20 protein-coding genes are annotated in these 24,300 nt (G+C 65.4%); 11 read left to right on the forward strand and 9 right to left on the reverse strand.

What is annotated here, in order from left to right:
- Positions 1 to 21: 21 nt before the first annotated feature.
- The 5 genes from lpdA to ACOHWE_RS03445 all read right to left on the reverse strand — a co-directional run bounded on the left by lpdA (position 22) and on the right by ACOHWE_RS03445 (position 8,303).
- Positions 22 to 1,416: a dihydrolipoyl dehydrogenase gene (lpdA, locus tag ACOHWE_RS03425; RefSeq protein ID WP_420664121.1), complete on the reverse strand. Its 1,395-nt coding sequence runs from the start codon at positions 1,414 to 1,416 to the stop codon at positions 22 to 24.
- A 265-nt stretch (positions 1,417 to 1,681) separates the two neighbouring features.
- Positions 1,682 to 2,260, reverse strand: a complete 579-nt coding sequence (locus ACOHWE_RS03430) for a DUF924 family protein (RefSeq protein ID WP_420664123.1) — start codon at positions 2,258 to 2,260, stop codon at positions 1,682 to 1,684.
- Between the two features lie 137 nt (positions 2,261 to 2,397).
- On the reverse strand, positions 2,398 to 3,672 hold the full coding sequence (locus tag ACOHWE_RS03435) for an MFS transporter (RefSeq protein ID WP_420664124.1): 1,275 nt from the start codon (positions 3,670 to 3,672) through the stop codon (positions 2,398 to 2,400).
- Between the two features lie 184 nt (positions 3,673 to 3,856).
- Complete coding sequence (gene queA / locus ACOHWE_RS03440; RefSeq protein WP_420664126.1) at positions 3,857 to 4,924, reverse strand: tRNA preQ1(34) S-adenosylmethionine ribosyltransferase-isomerase QueA; 1,068 nt, start codon at positions 4,922 to 4,924, stop codon at positions 3,857 to 3,859.
- Positions 4,925 to 4,979: 55 nt separating this feature from the next.
- The gene (locus ACOHWE_RS03445; protein ID WP_420664128.1) at positions 4,980 to 8,303 is read right to left on the reverse strand and encodes a YhdP family protein; all 3,324 of its coding nucleotides are present in this window, start codon (positions 8,301 to 8,303) and stop codon (positions 4,980 to 4,982) included.
- 223 nt (positions 8,304 to 8,526) lie between these two features.
- Between ACOHWE_RS03445 and ACOHWE_RS03450 the strand changes: the two genes are divergently transcribed.
- From ACOHWE_RS03450 to ACOHWE_RS03475, 6 genes are all read left to right on the forward strand, one after another.
- A complete protein-coding gene (locus tag ACOHWE_RS03450; protein WP_420664129.1) occupies positions 8,527 to 8,988 on the forward strand; it encodes a peroxiredoxin in 462 nt (153 codons plus the stop codon).
- A 229-nt stretch (positions 8,989 to 9,217) separates the two neighbouring features.
- Entirely contained in the window at positions 9,218 to 10,060 is an 843-nt protein-coding gene (locus ACOHWE_RS03455; protein WP_420664131.1) for a ferritin-like domain-containing protein, read from the forward strand.
- 99 nt (positions 10,061 to 10,159) lie between these two features.
- Entirely contained in the window at positions 10,160 to 10,672 is a 513-nt protein-coding gene (locus tag ACOHWE_RS03460) for a hypothetical protein (RefSeq protein ID WP_420664132.1), read from the forward strand.
- A gap of 282 nt (positions 10,673 to 10,954) precedes the next feature.
- Complete coding sequence (locus tag ACOHWE_RS03465; RefSeq protein ID WP_420664133.1) at positions 10,955 to 12,286, forward strand: DUF5930 domain-containing protein; 1,332 nt, start codon at positions 10,955 to 10,957, stop codon at positions 12,284 to 12,286.
- Positions 12,276 to 12,809: a bactofilin family protein gene (locus ACOHWE_RS03470; protein ID WP_420664134.1), complete on the forward strand. Its 534-nt coding sequence runs from the start codon at positions 12,276 to 12,278 to the stop codon at positions 12,807 to 12,809. Before ACOHWE_RS03465 ends, ACOHWE_RS03470 begins: the two co-directional genes overlap by 11 nt.
- 160 nt (positions 12,810 to 12,969) lie before the next feature.
- Positions 12,970 to 14,277, forward strand: a complete 1,308-nt coding sequence (locus tag ACOHWE_RS03475; RefSeq protein ID WP_420664135.1) for a calcium-binding protein — start codon at positions 12,970 to 12,972, stop codon at positions 14,275 to 14,277.
- A 52-nt stretch (positions 14,278 to 14,329) separates the two neighbouring features.
- On the opposite strand, the gene ACOHWE_RS03480 is transcribed toward ACOHWE_RS03475, so the two are convergent.
- The 3 genes from ACOHWE_RS03480 to ACOHWE_RS03490 all read right to left on the reverse strand — a co-directional run bounded on the left by ACOHWE_RS03480 (position 14,330) and on the right by ACOHWE_RS03490 (position 16,493).
- A complete protein-coding gene (locus tag ACOHWE_RS03480) occupies positions 14,330 to 15,292 on the reverse strand; it encodes a DUF3179 domain-containing protein (protein WP_420664137.1) in 963 nt (320 codons plus the stop codon).
- 156 nt (positions 15,293 to 15,448) lie between these two features.
- A complete protein-coding gene (locus ACOHWE_RS03485) occupies positions 15,449 to 15,994 on the reverse strand; it encodes a peptidylprolyl isomerase (RefSeq protein ID WP_420664139.1) in 546 nt (181 codons plus the stop codon).
- Positions 15,987 to 16,493 (reverse strand): peptidylprolyl isomerase, encoded by a 507-nt coding sequence (locus tag ACOHWE_RS03490; protein ID WP_420664141.1) that lies wholly within the window; start codon positions 16,491 to 16,493, stop codon positions 15,987 to 15,989. Before ACOHWE_RS03490 ends, ACOHWE_RS03485 begins: the two co-directional genes overlap by 8 nt.
- A 136-nt stretch (positions 16,494 to 16,629) precedes the next feature.
- Here ACOHWE_RS03490 and ACOHWE_RS03495 point away from each other — a divergent pair, with 136 nt between their 5' ends.
- Positions 16,630 to 17,820, forward strand: coding sequence for a phosphoglycerate kinase (locus ACOHWE_RS03495; protein ID WP_420664142.1), 1,191 nt, complete (start codon positions 16,630 to 16,632; stop codon positions 17,818 to 17,820).
- A gap of 312 nt (positions 17,821 to 18,132) precedes the next feature.
- Here the strand turns inward: ACOHWE_RS03495 and ACOHWE_RS03500 are convergent, their stop codons facing one another.
- Positions 18,133 to 19,764, reverse strand: a complete 1,632-nt coding sequence (locus ACOHWE_RS03500; RefSeq protein ID WP_420664143.1) for an acyl-CoA dehydrogenase family protein — start codon at positions 19,762 to 19,764, stop codon at positions 18,133 to 18,135.
- A gap of 220 nt (positions 19,765 to 19,984) precedes the next feature.
- Between ACOHWE_RS03500 and ACOHWE_RS03505 the strand changes: the two genes are divergently transcribed.
- The 4 genes from ACOHWE_RS03505 (at position 19,985) to ACOHWE_RS03520 (ending at position 24,238) form a co-directional block, all read left to right on the forward strand.
- Positions 19,985 to 20,284: an FtsB family cell division protein gene (locus ACOHWE_RS03505; protein ID WP_420664145.1), complete on the forward strand. Its 300-nt coding sequence runs from the start codon at positions 19,985 to 19,987 to the stop codon at positions 20,282 to 20,284.
- 186 nt (positions 20,285 to 20,470) lie between these two features.
- Positions 20,471 to 21,484: a pyruvate dehydrogenase (acetyl-transferring) E1 component subunit alpha gene (gene pdhA / locus ACOHWE_RS03510; protein WP_420664147.1), complete on the forward strand. Its 1,014-nt coding sequence runs from the start codon at positions 20,471 to 20,473 to the stop codon at positions 21,482 to 21,484.
- Positions 21,485 to 21,500: 16 nt separating this feature from the next.
- On the forward strand, positions 21,501 to 22,883 hold the full coding sequence (locus ACOHWE_RS03515) for a pyruvate dehydrogenase complex E1 component subunit beta (protein WP_420664149.1): 1,383 nt from the start codon (positions 21,501 to 21,503) through the stop codon (positions 22,881 to 22,883).
- An 11-nt stretch (positions 22,884 to 22,894) separates the two neighbouring features.
- Positions 22,895 to 24,238 carry a pyruvate dehydrogenase complex dihydrolipoamide acetyltransferase gene (locus tag ACOHWE_RS03520; protein WP_420664151.1) on the forward strand — a complete coding sequence of 448 codons (1,344 nt, stop codon included), beginning with the start codon at positions 22,895 to 22,897 and terminating at the stop codon, positions 24,236 to 24,238.
- Positions 24,239 to 24,300 lie beyond the last annotated feature (62 nt).

Raw genomic sequence — 24,300 nt, forward strand, 5'->3', positions numbered from 1 at the left:
GCCGCAAGCGCGACACGGCGATCAGATATGGATCACCCGGCCAAAGGCGTCGAGCACGCTTTCGTGCATCATTTCACTCAGCGTCGGATGCGGGAAGACGGTGTTCATCAGGTCTTCCTCGGTGGTCTCCAGCTGGCGGCCGACCACGTAGCCCTGGATAAGCTCGGTGACCTCAGCGCCGACCATATGGGCGCCCAAGAGTTCGCCGGTCTTGGCGTCGAACACGGTCTTCACCATGCCCTCGGCCTCGCCCAGGGCAATCGCTTTGCCGTTGCCGATGAAGGGGAAACGGCCGACCTTCACGTCGTAGCCCAGCTCCTTGGCCTTGGCCTCGGTATAGCCGACGGACGCAACCTGCGGCTGGCAGTAGGTGCAGCCCGCGATGCTTTCCGGCTTCACCGGATGGGCGTGCTTGCCCGCGATGAGCTCGGCCACCATGACGCCTTCGTGGCTGGCCTTGTGCGCAAGCCATGGCGCGCCCGCGATGTCACCAATGGCATAGATGCCGTCGACACCGGTGCGGCAGAACTCATCGGTGATCACATGAGTGCGGTCGATCTTGGCGCCCAGATCCTCCAGCCCCAGCCCTTCGGTATTGCCGACAATGCCGACGGCGGAGATCACGGTGTCGAATTCAAGCTTCTCGGTTTTGCCGCCGGATTCGACATGGGCGGTCACTTTACCCTTGCCGCGGTCAAGCTTGGTGACCGTGGACTTCTCCATGATCTTCATGCCCTGCTTGGTGAAGGACTTCTTGGCGAACGCCGAGATCTCCGCGTCTTCGACCGGCAGCACCCGGTCCATCACCTCGACCACCGTGGTGTCCGCACCCAAGGTGTTGTAGAAGCTCGCGAATTCGATGCCGATGGCGCCGGAGCCGATGACCAGCAGCTTCTTGGGCATCCGCGGGGGCTGCAGCGCGTGCTTGTAGGTCCAGACCAGATCGCCGTCCGCCTCCAGCCCGGGCAGCTCACGGGCGCGGGCGCCGGTGGCGACGATAATGTTCTTGGCGGTGAGCTCCTCGGAGCCCTTGCCGGTCTTGACCGAAACCTTGCCCTTCGCCGGGATCGAGGCCTCGCCCATCTTCACGGTGATCTTGTTCTTCTTCATCAGGTGGCTCACACCCGAGGACAGCTGCTTCGCGACATTGCGCGAGCGCTTGACCACCGCGTCGAGGTCATAGCCGATGTTCTCCGCCTTCAGGCCGAAATCCTTGGCCCGCTCCATCAGATGGAACACTTCCGAAGAACGCAGCATCGCCTTGGTCGGGATGCAGCCCCAGTTAAGGCAGATGCCGCCCATATGCTCGCGCTCCACGATGGCCGTCTTCAGCCCCAGCTGGGCGGCCCGGATGGCGGCGACATAGCCCCCGGGGCCCGCGCCGATTACGATCACGTCATAGGATTCTGCGGCCATGATGCTCCCTCGCCTCGAACAGGATCAATAAAACTAGTTTACCGTTAAACTAATCTGCGCCGCGCTGCAATCACCCCGTACTGCGGCAAAGCGGCCGCGGCGTTTTACTGCCGGCGGCTAGCCCAGGGGGCTGCGGCCGGGCCAGCTTGGCAGATGTGTGCGGGCTGTGAAAGGGGGATAGACTGAGCCAGCCCGGCCCGCACAAAAAAGAAACGCCGCGCCCCTAGGGGAACGCGGCGCCTCGTTTCCGGTCTGTCTGGCGGGCTCAGCCGGCCGTTTGCAGCATCCGCACGGTTTCTCCGTAACCGCCGGCCAGGACATAATCCAGCTCGGGGCCGGTGCTGGCGCGGTGCAGCGCCTCGTTGCGGTAGGGAAAGCGGCCGAACTGGCGGATCACTTCGCGATGGGCCCGGGCGTGCAGGAGGTTGCTGGCGCCGCGCACCGGCATCCGCTCCATCATCAGCCGGATGCAGCGTTCCTGATCGCAGAGATTCTCCGAATGCATCAGCGGCAGGTAGAAAAACTGCCGGGCCGGCTCGTCGATCCGCAAATCCCACTTCTTGTTGATCGCCACCTTGGCGGCGGCCAGTGCTGCCGGGTCGGATGCGAAGGCCTGGGCCGTCCCGCGGAACATGTTGCGCGAAAACTGGTCCATCAGGATGATGTAGGCCAGCGTGCCGCTTGGGTAGGTCAGCCAGAAGGAAAACTTGCCTTCGCAAGCTGCCTCCCAGGTTTTTTCGAAACGGGTGCGGATGGTGTCATCCAGAGCATCATCCTGCAGATACCACCCTTTCTCCCCGACCTCGTCGAGCCAGAATTCCAGTATCTCTTCGGGACCAGCCATCGGTCTTTCTCCACGTGTTTGCCTGCGTCCATCTTCAGGCGTTTTTGCACCGCCTTTACAAGTGACGATGGGTCACAATTTGCGACAGGCAAGAGGTTTGCTGAAATATTCCTCACAATTCCGGCTGGTTAGCGCAATCACTTCGCATCTTGAGCGGCTTCTTGCTCTTCCAGCTCGGTGTCGATGGCATATTCTTGGGCAAACTCGACCGCCACGGGGGTGGAGCTCGGGTAAACCGGCGCATAGCTTGCGGTGTCCTCCACCGGCACCGAGGCCCGCTGAGTCGCACGGTAGGCGGCATAGAGCGCCATCAGGAACATCAGCGCCGCGATGAAAGCGAAGAACCCGCGCGGCCCCATAACTGAGTCTGCCATCAGCCAGCCGGTGATCATCGGCCCGGCGATCGCGCCCAGCCCGTTGATGAATACCAGCCCGCCGGAGGCTGCCGCCATGTCGTCATGCTCCAGGTAGTCGTTGGTGTAGGCGATCAGCAGCGAATAGAGCGGGTTCGACAAACCGCCGATGACAAAGGCGGCGGCCAGGAGCATGGTGAAGTTGCCGCCGTAGAGAAATCCCAGCACGCCGCCGCAGCCGCCCGCCGCCGCCACCATCAGGATCAGCACGCGCCGGTCCATCCGGTCCGAGATCCAGCCCAGCGGGTATTGCAGGAACAGCGCGCCCACATAAAAGGCGGCAACAAAGAGCGACAGGTTGGTAAGGCTGAGCCCCGCGGCGGAGCCATAGACCGCGCTCATGCCGAACTGGGCGGAAAACACGCCGCCGAGGATGAACATGCCGACGCAGCCGAGCGGCGAGATACGCATGATCTCGCGCAGGGTCATCGGCTTGGCGGTATCAAAGGCCGGGGTCGGGGAGATCGACAGCAGAATCGGCGCAAAAGAGACCGAAACCAGGATCGAAGCGATGATGAAGGCCTCGTAGCCCGCCGGATCACCGATCTGGATCAGCCCCTGGGCAGTGATGATGCCGATCATCATCACGATCATGTAGAGCGACAGCGCCTTGCCGCGGTTGGTATTGTCGGCGGCGTTGTTGAGCCAGCTCTCAGCGGTCACATACACCCCCGAGAAGCAGAATCCGATCACCATCCGCCCCAGCCCCCAGGCGACGGTATTGGGGAGCAGCGGATAGAGGATCATCACCGCCGAGATGAAGGAGGCCAGTGCCGCAAACACCCGCACATGGCCCACGCGCCGGATCATCTCCGGCGCCAGCCGCGAGCCGCCGAGAAAGCCGACGAAGTAGGCGGCCATTACGATCGACATCTCGAAGGTGGAAAACCCTTCCAGCTCGCCGCGCACGCCCAGCATCGTCCCCTGAAGGCCGTTGCCGACCATCAGCAGCATCATTCCCAACAGCAGCGCCCATGCGCTCGACAGAACCTGCAGCATGTCCAGGCCTCCTTTGACGGCAAAACAGCCCTGCCGCGCGGCGGGCTGCCTTTGCGTTTCTTGCGTTTTGTCCGGGCAAAGCCTGCGCGGACTGCCAGTTTCGGTGATTCAGTTTGCGGGTTTGCGGCTCTGATTCCGCATCAGAGCCGAACATCGCGGCGCTTGTCCACGGATTCGCGCCGCATTACTCAGGCGGATCCGTCTTTCCGGGGAACAAAAGCGACGCATCCCCATAGGAAAAGAACCGGTATTTTTCTTGCACCGCATGGGCATAGATGCCGCGGACCTGTTCCTGCCCCATCAGCGCCGAGACCAGCATCAGAAGGGTCGACTTTGGCAGGTGGAAGTTGGTCATCAGCGCATCGGTGATCTGAAACTTGAAGCCCGGGTAGATAAAGATGTCAGTATCACCTTCCCAAGCGTGAATCTCCCCATCCCGCGCGGCGCTCTCGATCAGCCGCAGAGCGGTCGTGCCCACCGGAATCACCCGCCCGCCGGCCGTCTTGGTAGCGGCGATCTCCGCGGCGGCTTCTGGGCTCACCCGGCCCCATTCGGCATGCATCCGGTGGGTGGTCACATCCTCCACCTTGACCGGCAGGAAGGTGCCCGCGCCCACGTGCAGGGTGACGTAGGAGATATCGATGCCCTTCTCCTTCAGCGCCGCCAACAGCGGCTCGTCGAAATGCAGGGAGGCGGTGGGCGCTGCGACGGCGCCGGAATTGCGCGCCCAGACGGTCTGGTAGTCGGTCTTGTCCCGTTCGTCCGCGGGCCGTTTGGCGGCGATGTAAGGCGGCAGCGGCATCGCGCCGGCTTCGGCCAGCGCCGCATCGAAATCCGTCCCTTCCAGGTTGAAGCGCAGATGGCCCTGGCCCTCGGCAATCTCCTCAAGCTTGGCGCTGAGTTTATCAGAGAAGACGATGGCCTCGCCGGCTTTGATCTTCTTCAGAGGCTTCAGCAGTGCCGCCCAGGTGCCATCGGCGCGCGGCTCCAGGAGCGTCGCCTCGATCCTTGCGCTGACCGGGCCTTGCGCGCTGTCGCGGTGGCGCTGCCCGCTCAGCCGCGCGGGGATCACTTTGGTGTCGTTCAGCACCAGCCGGTCGCCCGGCCGCAGCCAGTCCACCAGGCCGCTCACGCGGCTGTCATGCAAGTTTCCGCCCTCTGCCACCAGAAGCCGCGCCGAGGAGCGCGGGCTGGCGGGCCGCGTGGCAATCAGGTCGTCGGGCAGGTCGAAGTCGAAATCGCTGAGTTTCATGGCAGGCGCTATATGATGAGTTCTGACCAGAAGCTATGGCATTTTTTCCGTCTTGCTAGCGATCCTTTCCGCGCAGCCGCTCCTTCCTGCGCTTTGCCGCCTCCGCTTCCGCCTCGCTTTGCTCTTCGGCGCTCAAACCGTTAGGCAAAGCGGGCTTGGGGCCGCGGAACAACTCACGGAACATCCCCGGCGCGAGCCCGGAAAGCGGGTTGACGCCGACGCTTGGGTCGTCGGCAGTGCCGCGCACGCGGAAGGCAATGCCAATGAGCCCCTCGCCCTTGCGGGTCAGCACGCTGCCGACCGCGTTCAACAGGTACAGCGGCGAAAGCACTCCGCGCATATTCAGACGTTTGCTGTTGAGGTCGTAGTTGCCATCGAGCGAGAGCCCCATGGACGGCCCTACCGCGCTGCTTTCGTGCAGGATCAGGTAGCCTGGCGCGAGGCGGAAGCGGGCCTCCATGCTGGTAAAAAGGATGCCCTGGCCGGTCATCTCGTCGATGAGGCCGACGAGGCTGATCGCATTCAGCAGCGCGGCCATTGCGGGGGCGTTCTGTATCCGTGTGTTGCGTACCTCGATGCGGCCCTCGTATTCGCCGGGCTTGCCTGCGGGCAGCAGCGTCATATCGAAACTGCCGCCCCGGCCGTGGCGCAAGACGCCCGCCGACCGGAACACGCCGCCTGCGTCGCCGGCCCGGATGCGGGCCGCGGTGCCGCCGTCCTGCGGCACCACCGTGCCGCTCACCGGGGTCTGCCCGTTGAGCCGCCCGGTGAATTCCCCGTTCACGCCGCCGCGGGTGGAGAAACGGCCCTGAAAACCGGTGAGCGCGATGCCGTCGGTCACCTGCAATTCCTGCAAACGCAGGGAAATCGGTGCGGAGGCGCCGCCTCCGCCCCCGCCGCCCTCCGTGCCGCCGGCGGCCGAAAAGGGCGAGCGATTGAGCGCGAGCCGCCCGCGAGTCACCGCGATGGCCGGCGCCGCGCCCGCGCCGCGCCCCCGGAGCTCCACCGCGCCATTGAACCAGTTGCCCACCCGGGCCTGGCTGAACACCGCCCGCTCCAGCCCGCCGTCCGCGCGGGTGGTGAGGCTTCCGCGCGCGCTCAGCCCAGGTGCTTCCAGCACCAGCTCCGGCACCCGGGCAGCCGCACCCAGCTCCGCCGTCAGCGCCAGCCGGCCGGTCGCCTCCGCCCCCTTGCGCCAGCCCAGCTGCGGTATCGCAAGCCCAAGCCCGGCAAGGTCCGACGTCAGTCGCAGCCGCGGCCGCTCGCCGGGCCGCAGGTCCACCGCATAGCGCCCCTGCCCCTGCCCGGTGACCGAACCCCGCGGCAGGCCCAGGTTGAAGGCTTCAACCGTTTCCGGAGATAACTCCACCGTGCCGGTCACCCGGCTGGCCTTCTCCGCGCCCTTGCCGATGCGCTGGGTCCAGGCGGCGCTGAGCGGCACACCGGACAGCGCGCCCCGGCCGCTCAGGCGCACTCTTCCCTCATCGCCCTCCAGCTGCAGAACCGGGGCCCGCACCTCGCGGCCCGGCACCAGCTTGCCGCTCGCCGCCTCGCGCACTTCGCCGCGGTAGTGATAGGTGATCTCCTCCGGCTGCACACCTTTCTTTAAGGGCAGCGCCAAAGTGCCCGAGACCTGCACCGTGCCCTCGGCCAGATCGACCGGCAGATTCGCCTTGTCCATCAGAGACAGCGGCGGCCGGTTCAGGAGCGACAGCGCGGCCTCCACCGGTCCCTGTGCCTTGATCCGGGCAATACCCGGCGTGCCTTCGCGCACCGTGGTATCGGGGATGATGAAGGAGGTGCCAGTCACATCCACCTGCCCGCCCTGATCCGCCGTCACCGTGCCTTCGGAGGCGGTCGCGACAAAACGGCTGCCGTAGAGACTCAACTGCCCCGCCGCCTCCCGCAGCGGCGGCAGGTGTTTCTGAAACCTCAGTGCAGCATCCGAGAAGGCCAGGTTCAAGCTCACGAAGGGCTTGCCGCTGCCCCGCCCGCGCAGGTGCAGCCCGGCATCGCGGATATCGGCCTGATAGAGGTTTTCCATCACCCATTGGCGCGGCTTCGCCGCCAGCGCCGCAGGCCACAACTCCTTCACGCGGGCGGCGCTCACCTGATCCGCGCGGCCATTGAGGTCATAGTCCCAGCCCTCAGGACCGGCGCTGAAGCTGCCGTCGAACAACAGCCGGCTCTCCCCGTCCCGCACCAGCATCTCGCCCAGGCGGAAGCGGAACGGCGCCAGCGACAGCTCGAAATCCGCCGCCACGCCTGAAAGGCTCACTGGCTCCGCATAGAGCTGCGCCGGGTTCAGCGTCAGATCGGTGAAGCTCAGCTGCCCGGCCAGCCCTTCAAAGCGGCCATTTTCGGTGCCGCTCAGCCGCGCCTTGCCCTGCATCACCCCCGAGCCCCAGCCGCTGCCGATCCTCAGCTCCGAGAAATCGAGGCTCTGGGCCTCCGGGTCGTAGGTGAAATAGCTGCGCGCACCGGTGATCGGCACCGGGCTGGTCTGGGCCTCTGGCTGGATCACTCCCTCGCCAATCTGCAAGCTGGCCGACAGCGGTTTGAATGCGCCATCGCCGCTGATTCCCCCCCGCAAGGCGCCCGATATCGGCGCCCGCAGCACCCCGAGCCAGCCAAGCGCCGGAGTCTGCACCGCGATATCCTCGCTGGCGATCTGTTGCACCACGACGCCGAAATCCGCCGCCGGGCTGCCGATGTCCGAGGCATAGCTCGCCTCCACCGTGCCGACATCCTCCCGCCCGCTGAGGAGCGAGAAACTGGCCGCAAGCGACACCGCCTGCTCCTCGCGTTGCAGAAGGATCCGTCCGCCATCCAGCGTCCATTCTCGCCCCAGCCGCTCGTCCCGGTAGCGCAGGGTCAGCGCGCTGGTCTCCACCGAGGTGAGCGCCGCCATCACCGGCTTCTCCAGCTGGCTGTCCCACTGCTCGATCAGCTCGGCCAGGGTTTCCGCCTCGCGCGCGGCCAGCCCCCCGCCCGAGAAGCTGAGCGCAAAGGCCCCGTCCGGCCCCCGGCTCAACGTCGCAAACAGCCCGCTCAGCGAAATCTGCTTGGGCTGCAACCGGCCGCGCAACAATGGCCGCATGGCAAGGCTGGCACGGGCGTCAGCCAGCTGCGCGAAGGGCGTGCCATCGGGGTGGCGAAGCACCACATCGCGCAGGCTGACGCGCGGGCGGAAGCCCTGGTTCACCACCATGTGGATCTCGCCGAATTCGATCTGCAGCCCGTTCAGGTGGCGCTCGATCCGTTCCTCGACCCTCGTGCGCAGCCACTGTGGCGCATCGAGCCGCGTGCCGATGCCGAAATAGACCGCCCCTGCGCCGAGAAAACTGAGAATTGCAAGGAGCCAGGCCGCGGCGCGCAACAGCCGCCAGCGCCGGCGGCGGGCCCGCGGCTCCGGTGCTGGCCCGCGCCCGGGACCGGGACCGGAGCCGCCAGCACCGGACGGAGCCTGCGGCCCTGGCACGGGCACCGCTTCCGGCCGGCCGCTCTTGATGTCGCCCCCAGGTTTGATCTCGGCTTTCCCTTTGCTGCGAATTGCTTATGGTGCCGCGCAGAATGCGCATAGCGAAACCGGAGACAGGACCATGCTGAACCCTTCCGACCCCGCCCCCGGCTTCCGCCTGCCCCAGAGCGGCGGCGGAGAAGTGGAGCTTTCCGCCCTTGAGGGATCCCCCGTGGTGCTGTTCTTCTACCCCCGCGATGATACCCCGGGCTGCACGAAAGAATCCATCGGCTTTTCCGAGCATTTGCAAGCCTTTGCCGAGGCGGGCGCACAGGTATTCGGGATCTCCAAGGACAGCCTCGCCAAACACCGGAAATTCGCTGCCAAACACGGGCTGGCGGTGCCGCTGTTGTCGGATGCCGAGGGCACGGTGTGCGAAGACTACGGCGTCTGGCAGGAAAAGAAGATGTACGGCAAGACTTTCTGGGGCATCGAGCGCAGCACCTTTCTGATCGGTGCGGACGGCCGCATCGCGCGCATCTGGCGCAAGGTCAAGGTGGACGGCCACGTGGAAGAGGTCCTCGAAGCGGCCCGGGCGCTCTGATCAGGCAGGCGGGCCGTTCCCGCCTTCCAGGCGCTGCGCGTGCGGCTGGTCCCGGCGCCCGGTCAACAGCTGCCAGGGAGATCATCCTGCTGATCGCCCCCAGACGCGGGAGCCCTCCGGTTTTTCCCTCGGGCAAGCGGAATAACAGACCGCCCCCGCTCTGGACATTTGCCGGCAATTCGGGTGAACCCGGCCCCGCAACGATCACGCTAGCCGAAGGACATCTGCCATGGGCGATCAGCCGCTTTGCCTTGCCGAACGCGCCGCCGAGGTGCTGGCCACCGCGGACGGGCGGGCCAAAACCGCGCTGTCCCGCCGCCATGCCGCCGCCTGGTTTGCCGCCCGCCGCGGCGAGGCGCAGGATATCCCGATCGGCACCGCCAGCCCGCCGCGGCATCCTGCCAGGCCCGAGCGCCCGGCGCTGCTCGACCCGCGCGAGGTGCCCAAGCGCAAACCCGGCTCCGAGGCGGGCCGCCGCGCCCTTCTGCATGCGGTCGCCCACATCGAACTCAACGCCGTCGACCTGCACTGGGACATCATTGCGCGCTTTTCCCATGTGCCGATGCCGATGGGCTTCTTTGACGACTGGGTCAAAGCCGCGGATGAGGAATCCAAACATTTCAACCTGATGTGCGACTGCCTTGAAGCACTTGGCTGCACCTATGGCGACCTGCCCGCGCATGCCGGCATGTGGCGCGCGGCCGAAGACACCGCCGAGGACCTGATGGGACGCCTCGCGGTGGTGCCGATGGTGCTGGAAGCGCGCGGGCTCGACGTGACGCCGGGCATGATCGAAATTTTCCGCAAGGCGGGTATCACACGAGCCGTTGAAGCGCTGGAGGTCATCTATGCCGAGGAGGTCGGCCATGTCGCCTACGGCTCGAAATGGTTTCACTTCCTCTGCGGGCGCGAGGACCGCGACCCCAAGGAGGTCTTCCACGGGCTGGTGCGCAAGTATTTCCACGGCCTCCTTAAGCCGCCCTTCAACGAGGAAAAACGCGCCGAGGCCGGGCTGCCGCCGGATTTCTACTGGCCGCTGACCGAGGCAAAGCCGCCGCTGCCCGGCCGTTGACCGCGCGCATTTCAGCGCCCCTTATCAAATGGCCCGGACTTTACCGGCGGCCAATCCCGGCGTAAGCTTTCAGGCCCATGTTACCGGTGGCCTTTTGTTATGTTTGAAGACGACTACCCGCTCCTGAGCATGCCCAGTCTCGTGGCCCTGATCCTGCACCGCGCGGCGGAGGGCCCTGTCACGCTGGCGGACTGCGAAGCAGCGCTCATGGCGCTGTTCCGCCGGGCCGAGGAAACCCCGGCCCTGCCGCCGGAAGAGCTGCGCGGCAAGCTCAGCTCCCATCTGGACGCGCTTGAAATCGCGCGGCTGCTGCGCAGGGACGGCAGCTCCGCCTGGCAGCTCACCGAACGCGGCCGCCAGACTCTGGAGCGTCATCCCGAAGGTCTGGACCAGACCGACCTGATGAAGTTCCCGGAATACGCCAGGCACCTGCACCAGACCGCGCATCATCCCTGCGGCATGGACCCGCGCGGCAGCACATACGAGGCCGGCTACAAGGCGCAGCGCGACGGCCGCTCCTTCACCACCAACCCGCATGCCTTCGACAGCGCCGATCACCTCGCTTGGGGCAACGGCTGGATGCAAGCGCAGGAGGACGCCCGCAGCCAGTAATGCTGCCGCCCTTGAACACGGGGGGGGCACCCAGGCGCCGCTCGTCACAGCCCGATGCCCTGTTTTCGGCAGATTTTCGCCCATCAGGCGGTCCTTTGCCCCCATTTCGGGGGTGAAGGGTCAACAGGCTTGCCCAGTGGCCGCTGCCTGTCTATTCAGTCCGCCCATGCAGTTTGCCCCCCGCGGCCGCCCGGACCAGCGCGGCCCATTGCCGGCCGCCTTCTGCATGGCGGCTCAGGCAGCAAACGAGCAGCATATAGGGACGGGACAGGAACACGGGCTTTGCGCACACGCTTCGCAATCAGAATTCACGCATTTCTGGAACGCCGCTTTCCCGAGCGGCGGGTCTTCCTGAAATCGGACAAAGACACGCGCTTTATCCGGTTGCGTTCGGAAACCCAGCTGATCGCGCTCACCGGCATTGTGCTGTTTGCCGCCTGGGCCTGGGTCGCCAGCGCGATCCTGCTGATGGACAGCATAGGCGCAGGCAACTTCCGGGAAGCCGCCAAACGCGACCAGGAAACCTACCGGGAACGGCTGAACGCGATCTCCGCCGAACGCGACGCCCGCGCCGAGGAAGCCCTCGCAGCACAGGAGCGCTTCAACGCTGCGCTGGTGCAGATCTCCCGGATGCAGTCCGAGCTGCTCGCCTCGGAAACCCGCCGCCGCGAGCTGGAAACCGGGATCGAGGTAATCCAGTCCAACCTGCGCGACGCGCTGACCCAGCGCGATGAGGCCCGCAAGGCGCTGGCGCAGCTCGAAGCCGACACCGAGGCCGACGGCACCGCCCAGACCACCCTGGCCAGCGCTTCGGCGCAGATGGACATGCTGGCAGACGTGCTGTCGGAGACAGCCCAGCAGCGCGACCAGGTTGAGGCCGATGCCCGCACCGCCCTTCTGGAGCGCGACGAACTGGAGCTGGAACTGAAGCTGATGGACGAGCGCAACGACCAGATCTTCCGGCAGCTCGAAGAAGCGGTGGAGATTTCGGTAGCGCCGCTGGACAAGATGTTCCGCAGCGCGGGCATGCCCACCGACCGCATCCTGGAGCAGGTGCGGCGCGGCTACAGCGGCCAGGGCGGTCCGCTCGGCCCTTTAGCGATATCGACCCGCGGTGAGGAAGCCACCGCGGAGGAACTCAGGGCGGCCCGGATTCTGGACAGCCTTGATGAGCTGAACCTCTACCGGCTGGCGGCCCAGCAGGCGCCTTTTGCCAGCCCGGTGAACCTCAACCACGTGCGCAACAGCTCGGGCTTCGGCTACCGGCGCGACCCCAAGACCGGCGGCCGCCGCATGCACAATGGCTCGGACTTTGCCGGGCGCACCGGCACCGATATTTTTGCCACTGCCGATGGTGTTGTCACCTTCGCGGGCTGGCAGTCAGGCTATGGCAAGCTGGTCACCATCCGCCATGCTTTTGGCATCGAAACGAAATATGCCCATAACTCCAAGATCCGCGTGAAGGTCGGCCAAAGGGTCTCGCGCGGGGATCACATTGCTGATATGGGTAACACCGGACGGTCCACCGGGACCCACCTCCATTACGAGGTCAAGGTCAACGGCCAACCCGTAAACCCCATGATCTACATCAAGGCTGCGAGAAATGTTTTCTAAGAGCAAAATCAACGAGCCCGGGCCGAAGCAGGCCGACACGCCCCAGGCCGCCCCGGCGACCCCAGCCCCGGCATCGCCCGCTTCGGACTACACCGCCAGCGCCCCCAAGGCGAAGCCGGCCGCGTCGCTGCTGAGCTCGGACCTGCATATCACTGGCAACGTTAAGACTTCCGGTGACATCCAGGTGGAAGGCACCGTCGAGGGCGACATCCGCGCGCATCTTCTGACCATCGGCGAAACCGCCACTATCAAGGGTGAAGTGACCGCCGACGACGTGGTCATCAATGGCCGCATCGTGGGCCGGGTGCGCGGCCTGAAGGTGCGCCTCACCTCCACCGCACGGGTCGAGGGCGACATCATCCACAAGACCATCGCGATCGAAAGCGGCGCCCATTTCGAAGGCTCCGTGCAGCGCCAGGACGACCCGCTGAACCCCGGCGGCAAGAAGTCCGCCCCGGCCGCCGCAGCCGCGCCGTCGGCCGCGGTGAACGCCGCCAGCACCGGGCAGAAGGCGGGCAGCTGACGCGGCGGGCGGCCCCCGGCACTAGCAGTTTAACACAAGCGTCGCAGACCTTTGGTCCGCGGCGTTTTTTTTTGCCTCAACACGCGCTTCGCGGTTGCCCCCCTTTCTCGATCAATCATTCGGGGCGCTGTAAACCTTTTGCAGGAAATGCGACCCAACGATGACCAGAATTCTTATTCACGACTATGCCAACACATTGCCCGAACTCAACCTCGCCGGATTCGACCTTAACGGCATTGTACTTACCAGCGTGACCGCGAACCGGATTTCAGCGTCCTACCATGACTACAGCGTCACGCTCGATGGCGGCTTTGCGTTCGACGGCGCAGGATATCTAACTCCCAGCAGCAGCGTGAGCGGCCTAAGCTTGCAGCACCGTGGTGCATTGGTAGCGACAGCTTCAGAATTTAACCTAAGCCTGTCGCAGCTCACCCAGCAGAGCGAGTACCAGATTCTGACTTCCCTTTTCAGCGGCGATGACAACTATACGTCGTACTGGAATGGGGACGATTACATCGAAACCCATGGCGGGAACGACCGCATCCGCACGGGAACCGGGGACGGTACAGTTTATGGCGGCACCGGGCACGACACTTTCGTTGCCGATGCGGTCGGCGCCAACTGGAATGCCACTTTCGACATTGATGGCGCAGTTATTCTTGAGAGCGGTTTTGGCACGGACCGGCTCTACGGTATCGAGACGATTGCCCTTCAGGACTTTCAGATCGAAATCCAGCAGGGCAATCACGAGGCCGACCACATTTTCGGCCGTTTCGAAGGGGCCAGCGGCAGCTTCAATCTGATCCACGGCTGGGACGGCAACGACACGATTTCCGGGGGTGCCTCGTATGACTATCTGTTGGGCGGCAGCGGCAATGATCTCCTGTCCGGGCTCGGTGACGGCGACATACTGTACGGCGGCGGCGGAAACGACAGCCTGTTTGGCGGCAAGGGGAGTGATTTCCTTTGCGGTGAAGACGGGGAAGACTTGCTGAAGGGGCATGCCGGGAACGATGAGCTGACCGGGAGCAGCCGCAGTGACGCCTTGGAAGGCGGCGGCGGCCGGGATGTGCTGTCCGGCGGTACCGGCAATGACCGGATGCGAGGCGGCAACGGCAATGACCGCGGCGGCGGTGGCAATGACACTATGTCTGGCGGAACCGGAAGCGACGCGATGAACGGCGGAAACGGGCGCGACGTGCTGCTGGGGCACAGGGGCGATGATCTTCTCTCCGGCGGCGGCCGCGCGGACACATTCGTTTTCCATAAGGGCCACGGCAACGATACGATCACCGATTTCCAAATCGGCACAGACCTGATCGAAGTCGGCCGCGGCGCCGCGCGTCTGGGCCAGCTCGAGTTTGAACAGCAAGGAGACGATGTTCTGATCTCCTTTGCCGATGTCACCGTGCTGGTCGAGGACACCGGCATGGCAACGCTGCGGGACGGGGACAACTTCCTGTTCTAACGGCGGCCACCGCCAGCTCGGAGGTGGCGCGCCTGCCAGGGCGCGCCTTTTGCTATTTCAGCATCCACTTGCCATTTGGCCAGAAGGCGTGGAAGGCAAAGGCAAACATCACATCATGCGGCAGGTTGCGGCCGTCGCGGCCGCGCACCCGCACGCTGCCGATATCGCGGCCCGCAGCCAGGGTGCTGGCATCAAGCGCCGAGGCCTGGCCAGGCCGCCAGCTCAGCACCACCCCGGCTTCACGGATCTCGCCTTCCCGCGCCAGGCGGCTCAGCGGCCAGGCCCGGTCGCCCACCCGCACCACCCGCTCCAGCGGCGCCAGCCCGTGCGGAGGTGGCGCGCCATCGTAGAGGAATGGCCAGTTTGAGCTGTCGTAACCGCGATAGGGATTGCGGCCGTAAGCGCGGTTGTAGCCGGGCTGGGCCATCACCAGCCCATCAGGGCTGCGGCTCTGGAACTCCTGCCAGCTTTCAACCCAGCTCGGCAGCGCCTTCAGCCGCTGACCGGTCATCCGTCCTACGATGGCAGTGCCAAGCGCCTGCTGCCACCAGCTCTGGGTTTCGCGGTCATACATCACCAGATCCGAATGGCGCAGTTTGCCAGTGACGCCAAAGCTCAGCGTACCCGCCGGTGTGCGCCGGTCAAAGGTCATCGCCGAGTTGCACAAAGGGCAGTAGGTCACCGCCACCGGCACCCCCGCAACCACGTCGTTGACGATCTCGTGCCAGGTCAGGTAGCGCAGCGGATAGGCGCGCGGAGCGGCGCCTGCAATCTCCAGCGTGATCACCGGTTCGCGCGCATCCAGCCGCCGGACCTGGGCAGCCTCCAGAAACTTCGGAGCATCCAGCGCCGGAATGCCGTCCTTCGGCACCCCGCCCGATCGGATTTCCTCCCATTCCTGCACCTGTGTGCGGCTGAAATCGGTTTTGGGCCACTCCCGTGCCCAGATACGCGGCTCGGCCAGTGCCGCCAGAGGCCAGAGCAGCGCAAGCGCCAGCAACAGCAGTTTTCCCATGAGACATCTCCTCCCCTTTCCTGTCTAGAAAGGCACGGGAAAGCTGAACAGGGGGCCGCACGGCGTTGTGACGCGCCGCGAGAGGAAATGCACGCGTGAAAATACCCGCGCCCCCGGAATGGGGACGCGGGCGGAATGCAGCAGAGCCAATCAGGCTCACTCGGTGACAGTCACCTTAGCCATCGTATCGGGTTCGCCAATCACTGCGCCGTTGGGGCCGGTGCCGCGCTTGATCTGGTCGACCACTTCCATGCCCTCGGTCACTTCGCCCACCACGGTGTACTGGCCGTTCAGGAAATGGCCCGGTTCGAACATGATGAAGAACTGCGAGTTGGCGCTGTCGGGGCTCTGCGCCCGGGCCATGCCGACGACGCCGCGGTCAAACGGCTTGTCCGAGAACTCGGCCGGCAAGTCCGCCCGCTCCGAGCCGCCCTGCCCGGCGCGCCGCATATCGCCGCCGGCCTTGCCGAATTCGACATCACCGGTCTGCGCCATGAAGCCGTCGATCACCCGGTGGAACACCACACCGTCATATTTGCCTTCCTCGGCAAGTGCGGTGATCTGCTCCACGTGCTTGGGTGCGACATCCTCAAACAGGTCGATCTTGACGGTGCCATTGGCCTCGCCCGCGACCTCGATCTCCAGCCCGGTGGCCAGCGCGGGGCCAGCCATGAGAGCAAAGGCAGCTGCCAGCTTAAGCATCGGCTGCCACCTTGACGGAGATCATCCGGTCGGGGTTCGCCGGGGGCTCGCCGCGGGTAATGGCGTCGACATGCTCCATGCCATCAATGACCCGGCCGTAGACCGTGTACTGGCCGTTCAGGAAGTGGTTATCTTTGAAGTTGATGAAGAACTGCGAGTTGGCCGAGTCCGGGCTTGCGGCGCGGGCCGCGCCCAGGGTGCCACGGTCATGGGGCAGCTTGGAAAACTCGGCCGGCAGGTTCGGTTTGTCGGAGCCGCCGGTGCCCGCCATGCGGATGTTGAAACCGTCTTCCATGTCGCCGTGCTGGACGTCGCCGGTTTGCGCCATGAAGCCGTCGATTACCCGGTGGAAGGCCACGTTGTCATATTCGCCGCCGCGGGCCAGTTCCTTCATCCGCTCGCAATGCTTGGGCGCCACGTCCGGCAGCAGCTCGATCACCACGCTACCGTCCTTGAGTTCCATGATGATGGTGTTTTCGGGATCCTTGATCTCGGCCATGGGGCCCTCCTGTCAGCTTAATTGACCCGATAGTTACGCGGCGCGCCGGCAAATGCCAAGGGAGCATTGACTGATGCGCAAAAACCCCCGAAACAGCCGGGGGTCTGACCGGAAATTCGCTGAAGGGAGCTGGCACATGGGCTGGAAGACGCTCGACGACATGGATCTGAACGGCAAGCGCGTGCTGGTGCGCGTGGACATCAACGTGCCGGTGGAAGACGGCCGTGTCACCGATGACACCCGTATCCAGCGTGTGGCGCCCACGGTGAAGGACATCCTGGCGCAGGGCGGCAAGCCGGTGCTTCTGGCGCATTTCGGCCGCCCCAAAGGGAAGGTAGTGCCGGAGATGTCGCTGCGGCCACTGGTGCCCGCGCTGGAAGCTGCCTTCGGCGCGCCGGTGGTGTTCTGCGCCGACAGCCGCGGCCCGGCTGCGAGCGCCGCGGCGGACGCGCTGAAGGACGGCGAGGTGCTGCTCCTGGAGAACACCCGCTTTCACGCGGGCGAGGAGAAGAACGATGCCGAACTGGCGGCGGAAATGGCTGCGCTTGGCGATGTCTACTGCAATGATGCCTTCTCTGCCGCGCATCGCGCCCATGCCTCGACCGAGGCCCTGGCCCGGCTGCTGCCCGCCTGCGCCGGCCGCTTGATGCAGGCCGAGCTGGAAGCGCTGGAAAGCGCGCTTGGCACCCCGGTACGCCCGGTGACAGCGGTGGTGGGCGGCGCCAAAGTTTCCACCAAGCTGGAGCTGCTGGGCAACCTGGTGGAAAAGGTCGACAATCTGATTATCGGCGGCGGCATGGCAAACACCTTCCTCGCGGCCAAGGGCATCGACGTGGGCAAGTCGCTCTGCGAGCACGAGATGGCTGAGACCGCGCGGGAGATCCTCGCCAAGGCGGACGCCAAGGGCTGCACCATCCTCTTGCCCGAGGACGTGGTGGTTGCGCGCGAGTTCAAGGCGGGTGCTGCGAACGAAACGGTGGCGGCAGATGCCTGCCCGGCGGATGCGATGATCCTGGATGCCGGGCCTGAAACTGTGGCTGCGGTGGCCAAAACGCTCGAGGCCTCCAAGACGCTGATCTGGAACGGCCCGATGGGCGCCTTCGAGATCGCGCCCTTCGATACTGCCACCAATGCCGCCGCGCAGAAGGCGGCGGAACTGACCAGGGCGGGCCGCCTGATCAGCGTGGCCGGCGGCGGCGACACAGTGGCGGCGCTGAACCAGGCGGGCGCGGCGGAGGCCTTCACCTATATCTCCACCGCAGGCGGCGCGTTCCTGGAGTGGATGGAAGGCAAAACCCTGCCCGGCGTTGCGGCGCTGGAGCAGTAAGGCCCGACGGCTAGAGTTAGAACGCCCCCGCACTTCGCGGGGGCGTTTTATTCGGCGTTTTGCCCATTCGCAGGCCGATGAAAGCACCAGGCGCGGAACAAGGCCGCAAGGCCGCCGCGCATCGCCGGCGCGCCCCCACGCGACGGCGATTTGTGTTCGTTTTGGCGGTCCCTCGAAAAGGCGTACGGACTTGGCGGACATAAACTGCCAGTTAGTCTCCTCTGGGTCGCCTCCGCGCGCGCCGGAGATGCCCGGCTCTCCGAGTAGACGCGAGCCGTAGTGATTGATCACCCGTGATTCAGGGTGCCGCACCTACCCCACAAAACGCGCCAGAATGCCCTCCACATCCAATCCGGCAACTGAGCCCGGCAGCGACCCGCGTGCGCCCTCGACGCGGCTGGAAATAAACCCGTCCGCAACCGGTACAGGCGCAGCCTCGATCAGGCAGGCGGCACTCATCAGGGTGGCGAGGCTTTCCACGAACCAGCGCGCCTCCGCCTCGGGCGGCAGTGCGGGCCAGCGCGCCCGGTGCGCCGTGAGCGCCGCGTCATAGCGCTTGTCGCTGGCGCGGGCACCGTCGAGCAGGGCGTTCAGCGCGGCTCCGGCCCGCGGCTCACGCGCGAGCGTCCGCAGGATGTCAAGGCAGATCACATTGCCAGAGCCCTCCCAGATACCGTTCAGGGGCGCCTCGCGATAGAGCATCGGCATCGGCGTTTCCTCGATGTAGCCCATGCCCCCCAGCACCTCCATCGCCTCGCCGATCACCGGGATGCAGCGCTTGTTGCCCAGGTACTTGGCGAGCGCCACGCCGATTCGGGCGAGCGCCCGGCTGCCGGCATCCTCGCGGTCAAAGGCGGCTGCCATCGCCATCCCCGCCGCCAGCGCGCCTTCGGCGTCAAGCGCGAGGTCGGCCAGGACCGCGCGCATCAGGGGCTGGTCGATCAAACGCTTCTGGAACGCGCTGCGGCCCTCGACCCACCAGAAAGCTTCCGTGAGCGCTGCGCGCATCAGCCCCGCAGGTGCCAGCGCGGTATCGAGCCTGGTGTGATGCACCATCTCGATGATCGTGCGCACGCCTGCCCCCTCTTCGCCCAGACGGTAGGCCAGCGCGTCCTCGTATTCGATCTCGGCACTGGCATTAGCGCGGTTGCCCAGCTTGTCTTTCAGCCGCATCAGCCGGATCGCGTTGCGGCCGTCCTCCAGCCAGCGCGGCACCAGGAAGCAGGTGAGCCCCCCGTCGGCATAAGCCAGCGTCAGGAACCCGTCCGACATCGGCGCCGAGCAGAACCACTTGTGGCCCCTCAGCCGGTAATGGTCTCCATCCCGCACCGCGCGGGTGGTATTGGCGCGCACGTCGGAGCCGCCCTGTTTTTCGGTCATCGCCATGCCGAGCGTGGCGCCGCGTTTCTGCGCCACCGGGCGGATGGAGGGGTCGTAGTCCGCGCTCGTCAGCTTGGGCAGCCATTCAGCGGACAGCGCCGCGTCGTGGCGCAGGGCTGGAACCGCGGCGTAGGTCATGGTCATCGGGCAGCAGACGCCCGGCTCCACCTGATTCAGCATGTACACATGTGCGGCATGGGTGACATGGCCGCCCGGCTGCCCGTCCCAGGCGCAATGGGCATAGCCCAGCCGCTGCGCAGCCCCCATCACCGCGTGATAGCCGGGGTTGAAATGCACCTCGTCCAGCCGGTGGCCGGAGCGGCCGAACGCCTTCAGGCGGGGCGGATCGCGCCGGGCCTCTTCTGCGGCCTCGATCAACTCCGCCGCGCCATAGGCGGCGCCCGCCGCCGCGGCCTCCCCCGTGCGGCCGCCGAAATGGCCGACGTAAGCACGCAGGGCGCGGTCCTCCGCCCAGAGATCGCGCCCGCCGCGCGGCTGCGGCTGGTTCGTGACTTCATGCGTGCGCAATGCGGCCACTGCCGGGGTATCGGTGTCTCGTGTCATCTCTGCTCCTCCTGCGGCCAGCTTAGGGCACCGGCACGGGCGGGCCAGAAGGCCGTGGCGTCACCGCGTTGCCCTGCCCCCGCCCGGACCGCCGCGAAACTTTCGAACCCCCACGGACAGTTTAAGTTTCACAAGCAATACGTGATGTGGCATAGTTGGTGCAGACGCCGGCAAACGGTGCAAAAACACAACACTAGCAGTACGATACAGGCGGCCTCACGTGACCACAAGCTCCAGGCCCTCCTTGGGCGCTATCGCTTTTTTTGCAACTGCCTTCGCGTTGAGCGCGTATTTCACCTTCGCCGCGGTGCAGGGCGACTTCGGATTGTTCCGGCGGGTGGAGATCCAGGCCGAAGCAGAGGAGCTGCGTCAGGACCTCGCCCGTCTTCAGGCCAGTATCGGCGAAATGGAAAACCTGACCCGGCGGCTGTCGGACGATTACCTCGATCTGGATCTGCTCGACGAGCAGGCGCGCTCAGTCCTCGGCCTCTTGCGGGCTGACGAACTGGTTATCCACTGACCCGCCTCGCGGCGGTTCCCCAAAACGCCCTGTACCGCGCCATTGCAGCGCGGTTCCGCCCGTTGCTACGGGACGGATTGTCACGTGCGCGCCGTAGCGTCACAATAGCACTACCCATGCGCGCAAGAATGCGATAACAGTTTGTTTAATGCTAAACTATCTAGCCTACAGGGGAAGCACACAACCATGGCCGCTAGAAGATCGACCAAGAAATCAAACGTTTCTGCTGAGGAGCTCACCAACTACTACCGGGAGATGCTGCTTATCCGCCGATTCGAGGAAAAGGCCGGCCAGCTTTATGGCATGGGCCTGATCGGCGGCTTCTGCCACCTCTACATCGGCCAGGAAGCCGTTGTCGTGGGGCTGGAGGCCGCGGCTGAGGAAGGCGATAAGCGTATCACTTCCTATCGCGATCACGGCCATATGCTGGCCTGCGGCATGGACCCGGACGGGGTGATGGCCGAGCTCACCGGCCGCGAGGGCGGCTACTCCAAGGGCAAAGGCGGCTCGATGCACATGTTCAGCCGCGAAAAGCATTTCTACGGCGGCCACGGCATCGTCGGCGCCCAAGTGCCTCTGGGCGCGGGCCTCGCCTTCGCCGACAAGTACAAGGACAACGGCCGCGTCACCTTTACCTATTTCGGGGACGGCGCCGCCAACCAGGGCCAGGTCTACGAAACGTTCAACATGGCGGCCCTTTGGAAGCTGCCGGTGATCTTCGTGATCGAGAACAACCAGTACGCCATGGGCACCTCGCAGCAGCGCTCCACCTCCAGCGCCGAAATCTGGGAGCGCGGCAAGGCGTTCGGCATCCCCGGTGAGGCGGTTGACGGCATGAACGTGCTGTCGGTCAAGGAAGCGGGCGAGCGCGCGGTGGCCCACTGCCGCGAAGGCAAGGGCCCCTACATCCTGGAAGTGAAGACCTACCGCTACCGCGGCCACTCGATGTCCGACCCGGCGAAGTACCGCACCCGCGAGGAAGTGCAGAAAATGCGCGAGGAGCGTGACCCGATCGAGCAGGTCCGCGACATGCTGCTGACCGGCGACCACGCCAGCGAAGAGGATCTCAAGGCGATCGACAAGGAGATCAAGGAGATCGTCAGCAAATCCGCGGAATTCGCCAAGGACAGCCCCGAGCCCGCGCTCGACGAGCTGTGGACCGACATCTATGCGGACGAAGTTCCGCAGGAAACCGCCTGAGAGGGAAGAACAAGACATGGCAACTGAAATTCTGATGCCCGCCCTGTCGCCGACCATGGAGGAAGGCACCCTGGCCAAGTGGCTGGTCAAGGAAGGCGATACCGTGAACTCCGGCGACATCCTGGCCGAGATCGAAACCGACAAGGCGACGATGGAGTTCGAAGCCGTCGACGAAGGCACCGTCGGCAAGATCCTGATCGGCGAAGGCACTGAAGGCGTGAAGGTGAACACCCCCATCGCGGTGCTGGTTGAAGACGGCGAAAGCGTGGACGACTACGAGGCGTCCTCGGGCGGCAATGGCGGAGACAAGCAGGAAGCCAAGGCCCCTGCCCGCGACGAGCCCGCTGCCGCCGCGCCGCAGAAGGTGCCCGCCGCCGCGATCCCCGATGCCGAGCCCGACTACCCGGAAGGCACCGAGATGGTGCAGACCACCGTGCGCGAAGCCCTGCGCGACGCCATGGCCGAGGAAATGCGCCGCGACGAGAACGTTTTCCTGATGGGCGAGGAAGTCGCCGAGTACCAGGGCGCCTACAAGGTCTCCCAGGGTCTGCTGGACGAGTTCGGCGCCAAGCGGGTGATCGACACGCCGATCACCGAGCACGGCTTTGCCGGCATCGCCACCGGTGCGGCCTTTGGCGGGCTGCGCCCGGTTGTCGAGTTCATGACCTTCAACTTCGCGATGCAGGCGATCGACCAGATCATCAACTCGGCGGCCAAGACGCTCTACATGTCCGGGGGCCAGATGGGCTGCCCGATCGTCTTCCGCGGCCCCAACGGCGCCGCCGCCCGCGTCGCCGCCCAGCACAGCCAGGACTACGCCGCCTGGTACATGCAGATCCCCGGCCTGAAAGTGGCGATGCCATACTCCGCGTCGGACGCCAAGGCGCTGATGAAATCAGCGATCCGCGACCCCAACCCGGTGATCTTCCTTGAGAACGAGATCCTCTACGGCCGCGCTTTCGACGTGCCGAAGCTCGATGACTACACCGTGCCCTTCGGCAAGGCCCGGATCTGGCGCGAGGGCGACGACGTAACCATCGTCTCCTTCGGCATCGGCATGCAGTACGCGCTGGAAGCCGCTGAGAAACTGGCGGAAGACGGCATCTCGGCCGAGGTCATCGACCTGCGCACCCTGCGCCCGATGGACACGCCCGCGATCATCAAATCGGTGATGAAAACCAACCGCCTGGTCACCGTCGAAGAAGGCTGGCCGCAGGGCTCGGTCGGCAGCTACATCTCCTCGGTGGTGATGCAGGAGGCGTTCGATTACCTTGACGCGCCGGTCATCAACTGCACCGGCAAGGACGTGCCGATGCCCTATGCCGCCAACCTGGAAAAACATGCGCTGGTCACCACTGATGAGGTGATCGAGGCGGTGAAACAAGTGACCTACCGGTAAGGAGCCTCAAGATGCCCACTGAAATCCTGATGCCCGCCCTCTCCCCCACGATGGAGGAAGGCACCCTTGCCAAATGGCTGGTCAAGGAAGGAGACACGGTCTCCTCCGGCGACCTGCTGGCGGAGATCGAGACCGACAAAGCGACGATGGAATTCGAAGCCGTCGACGAAGGCACCGTCGGCAAGATCCTCATTGGCGAAGGCACCGAAGGCGTGAAGGTGAACACGCCCATCGCGGTCCTGCTGGAGGATGGCGAAAGCGCCGATGACATCAAGTCCTCCGGTGCTTCCGGCGGGGAAGCCGCGCCCGCGGCTGACGCGGGCAAGGAGGCGGCCCCCAAGGAGGGGTCCGAGGCGCCCGCTCCTGCCAAGGGCAACGGCCAGGCAGAGGCGAAACCCGCCCCGGCCGCGCCGCAGGCCGCCGATGGCAGCCGCATCTTCGCATCGCCGCTGGCACGGCGCATAGCTGCCGGCAAGGGCCTCGACCTGAGCCAGATCGAGGGCTCCGGACCCAAGGGCCGCATCGTTAAGGCCGACGTCGAAAGCGCCAAGCCCCAGGCCGCCAAGGAAGACGCCCCGAAAGCGGAAGCCGCCAAGGCCCCGGCCGCGGCTGCGCCCTCCGCAGGCCCCTCGGCCGATCAGGTCGCAAAGATGTACCAGGGCCGCGACTACGAGGAAATGAAGCTCGACGGGATGCGCAAGACCATTGCTGCGCGCCTGACCGAGGCCAAGCAGCAGGTGCCGCATTTCTACCTGCGCCGCGACATCCAGCTCGACGCGCTGCTGAAATTCCGCGGTGACCTCAACAAGCAGCTCGAAGGCCGCGGCGTGAAGCTCTCGGTCAACGACTTCATCATCAAGGCCTGCGCGCTGGCGCTGCAGTCGGTGCCGGATGCCAATGCGGTCTGGGCCGGCGACCGGGTGCTGAAGATGAAGGCCTCGGACGTGGCGGTGGCGGTTGCCATCGAGGGCGGCCTGTTCACCCCGGTGCTGCAGGATGCGGAGATGAAGTCGCTGTCGGCGCTGTCGTCGGAGATGAAGGACCTTGCAACCCGCGCCCGCGACCGCAAGCTCGCGCCGCATGAATACCAGGGCGGCAGCTTCGCGATCTCCAACCTCGGCATGTTCGGCATCGAAAACTTCGACGCCGTGATCAACCCGCCGCATGGCGCCATCCTCGCGGTTGGCGCGGGCGTCAAGAAGCCCATCGTCGGCAAGGACGGCGAGCTGGCGGTAGCCACGGTGATGTCGGTGACGCTCTCGGTCGACCACCGGGTGATCGACGGCGCGCTGGGGGCGCAGTTGCTGACCGCGATCAAGGACAACCTGGAAAACCCGATGGTGATGCTGGCCTGAGCGGGCCGGAGTCCAGATACAGTAAAGGCCGGGCAGCTGCCCGGCCTTTTTCGTGGCATGTT

It is taken from the genome of Cribrihabitans neustonicus, assembly GCF_048820895.1.
GTDB classification, from domain to species: Bacteria; Pseudomonadota; Alphaproteobacteria; order Rhodobacterales; family Rhodobacteraceae; genus Cribrihabitans_A; species Cribrihabitans_A neustonicus.